The organism is Paenibacillus sp. GCM10027628, assembly GCF_042676385.1.
Taxonomy (GTDB): domain Bacteria; phylum Bacillota; class Bacilli; order Paenibacillales; family NBRC-103111; genus Paenibacillus_E.
Genome location: NZ_JBHTHA010000038.1, coordinates 1 through 3,385, shown reverse-complemented (window position 1 = coordinate 3,385; position 3,385 = coordinate 1). Strand labels below are relative to the sequence as shown.

Annotated in this window: 1 protein-coding gene and 2 pseudogenes; all 3 read left to right on the top strand. The window is 53.2% G+C overall.

The genetic code is table 11. The annotated features are described in order from the left end of the window. Positions 1-1,577, top strand: a 1,577-nt coding sequence (locus ACFQZT_RS25935) for a condensation domain-containing protein (RefSeq protein WP_379304666.1), incomplete at its 5' end; no start/stop codon positions are given. A gap of 66 nt (positions 1,578-1,643) precedes the next feature. After that, positions 1,644-2,354 (top strand): annotated as a pseudogene (locus ACFQZT_RS34030) (condensation domain-containing protein); the annotation flags it as partial. Beyond that, positions 2,337-3,385 (top strand): annotated as a pseudogene (locus ACFQZT_RS34025) (AMP-binding protein); the annotation flags it as partial. The pseudogenes ACFQZT_RS34030 and ACFQZT_RS34025, both read left to right, overlap by 18 nt.

Here is a 3,385-nt window from a genome sequence, read left to right as displayed (position 1 = left end):
CGGAAGAGCGACTCGCCGCCATCTGGCAGGACGTGCTCGGCGTGCCGCAAGTCGGCATCCGCGACGACTTCTTCCTGCTCGGCGGCCACTCGCTGAAGGCGATGACGCTGCTGGCGCGGATCAAGCAGCAGCTTCAAGTGAACGTGCCGCTGCGGGTGCTGTTCGAATCGCCGACGATTGAGGCGCTGGCACTGCAAATCGCAGAGGCTGACAGAGAAGCGTTTGCGGCACTCACGCTAGTGGAACCGCGCGATTATTACCCCGTTTCCTCCGCCCAGAAACGGATGTTTATTATGAGCCAATTTACAGGCTCGGGTACTAGCTATAACATTCCAGGCGCCATGTTTATCGAAGGCGAACTGGAACTGGATAGATTCGAGCAGACGTTCCGCCGTTTGATCGAGCGGCATGAATCACTGCGGACAACATTCGAAACGGTTCATGGCGAAGCAGTGCAAATCGTACATCGGGATGTTGATTTTCAGGTCGAATACGACAGAAGTACAGAGGTCGGACTGGAGTCCATCGCAGCGGAGTTTGTACGGCCATTCCATCTGCAAAAGGCGCCGCTGTTGAGAGTCAAGCTTGTTCATATAAGTGCACAGCGCTATTTGCTGCTGTTTGATATGCACCATATCGTATCCGACGGTGTGTCGATGGGCATTTTGCTGAATGAATTTGCTTGTCTGTATCACGGGGACGACCTGCCTGAATTAACGGTCCAATATAAAGATTTCTCCGTTTGGCAGAACCGGATGCTCGGTTCCGAAACGATGCGTATCCATGAAGCGTACTGGCTGGAGACGTTCTCCGGCGAAATTCCAGTGCTGACGCTGCCGACCGACTATCCGAGACCGGCGTTGCAAAGCTTTGAAGGGGATGCGGTCATTGTCAGGTCCGGGCAGCCATTGCATGATCAAATTTATAAGCTGGCGTCCGAATGCGGGGCCACGCTTTACATAATTATGCTTGCGGCTTATCAAGTTTTGATTGCCAAATACAGCGGGCAGACGGATATCATCGTGGGAACTCCGGTAGCAGGCAGGTCGGTTGCTGAGACGGAGAACATGATCGGCATGTTCGTCAATACGCTCGCGATCCGCACTCGTCCGGAAAGCGGCAAAACGTTCGGGCAATTCCTGGAGGAAGTAAAACGCAGTTCATTGCATGCCCTGGAACACCAGCACTATCCGCTGGAGATGCTAATCGATCAATTGGAGCTGCGGAGGGATTTAAGCCGGAATCCGCTCTTCGATACGGTGTTCAGCGTGCAGAACCAGGACATGAAGGCTTCGGAGTTTGCCGGTCTTAAATTCGAACCTTACCACAGGGAAAACAAAATCGCCCAGTTCGATTTGTCCGTGAAAGCGTTCGAGGATGAGCGCGATATTGTGATCCATGCGGAATACGGTACGCAGTTATTTAAAAAAGAGACGATTGAACGGATGATGGACGATTATCAAGCGTTATTGCAGCAGGTTACTGAAAATCCGGCCCTTTTGTTGAGTGACATTGTGCTTCAGCGCTTTGACAAGCTGGAAAATGTGCTGCCAGGTAAAGTGGAGTTTCTATTTTAGTTATTTTAGTGCTCAGCCGACGCTTACGAAGTAAGTTTTCCTACGGAATACTTTTAGGAGGATCCCATGATCGATAAATATACGCAAAATATGATGCTTGCTGACGGTCAATTTGAAAAAGAGCAGCAGTATTGGCTGAACAAGCTGCAGGGCGAAATCGTGCTGTCGGAATTTCCGCGAGATGCCGATCGGTTAGCCACAACCTCCGGCAGTATGTCAGCGATCAAATACGGCTTTCCGTCCGAGCTTTCGCACAAGCTGCTGGGTATCGCGAATAAGTCCGATTTTGCTCTTTTTATGATCCTTTTGTCCGGAGTCAAATACATCCTGCATCGTTACGCTTCCCAATCCGAGCTTGCGGTCGGCATGCCGGTTTTCAAGCAAAACAAACAAAATGCCGTACTGGTGAACTCGGTGCTGCTGCTGCAAACAACACTTGTGCAGGATGATTGCACATTCAAGCAATGGCTGGCAGCGGTGAAGGAAACCGTCACCTCCGCCAATGAGCATCAAAACTTTCCGTATGTCAAATTAGCTGAGCTGCTTGATTTGCCGGGGGGCAATGACAACAAACCTTACGTGCCTACGCTCGTTTTGCTCGACAGCATTCATGACGCTAGCAGTATCGATCATGTACAATCCAACGTTATTTTCCAGTTTGCGCATGCCGAGGGGCAGATTGAACTGGTACTTCGCTACAACACAGGTTTGTATAGCGAATTTTTAATGAAGCAAATCGCGTTTCACCTGATTCATCTTATGCGGTCGGCCTTGAACGAACCGGATCGCAGCTTGGGCGAACTTGAGCTTTTATCTTTGGCGGAGAAAATAACGCTGCTGGATGAATTCAATCTGACCGAAGCATCCTACCCGCAGGATCAAACGATCCATGGCCTGTTTGAGGCGCAGGTCCTTAAGACACCGGAGCGCATCGCTGCTTCCTGCGGCGAGGAGCAGCTGACGTATCGCCAGCTGAACGAACGCGCAAACAGTCTGGCTCGCGTACTCCGCAGCCATGGCGTGGGGCCGGACGACAGGGTCGGCCTGCTCGCCGAGCGTNGACGGCGTCACGCTGGACATGGGCGATACCGAGCTGTACGCCGGAGATACGACGGATTTGGAACCGGTGGGCGGGCCGCACGATATGGCCTATATCATTTATACGTCCGGCACGACCGGCAAGCCGAAGGGCGTGATGATCGAGCATCGGAACGTCGTGCGTCTGCTCGTTCATGACCGGCTGCAGTTCGATTTCCATGAACGCGACGTGTGGACGGTGTTCCATTCCTTCTGCTTCGACTTCTCCGTGTGGGAAATGTACGGAGCGCTACTGCACGGCGGCAGATGCGTAGTTGTACCGAAGACCACGGCGCAAAACCCGAAGGCATTCGCGCAGCTGCTGCGGCAGGAGGGCGTGACGGTGCTGAACCAAACGCCGACCGCGTTCTACGCGTTGATCCATGAGGAGCTGCAGCTTGCAGACAGCGGGCTTGCCGTCCGTTATGTCATCTTCGGCGGGGAGGCGCTGAATCCGGTTATGTTGAAGCCGTGGAAGGCGAAGTATCCGGACACAAGGCTGATCAATATGTACGGGATTACCGAAACGACCGTGCACGTGACTTACAAAGAAATAACGGATCGCGAAATCGAAACGAACCTGAGTAACATCGGCCGTCCGATCCCGACGCTGACGAGCTACATCTTCGACGCGCAGCGCAGGCTGGTGCCGATCGGCGTCGTCGGCGAACTGTACGTAGGCGGGGACGGCGTCGCACGCGGGTATTTGAACCGCAAGGAGCTGACTGAAG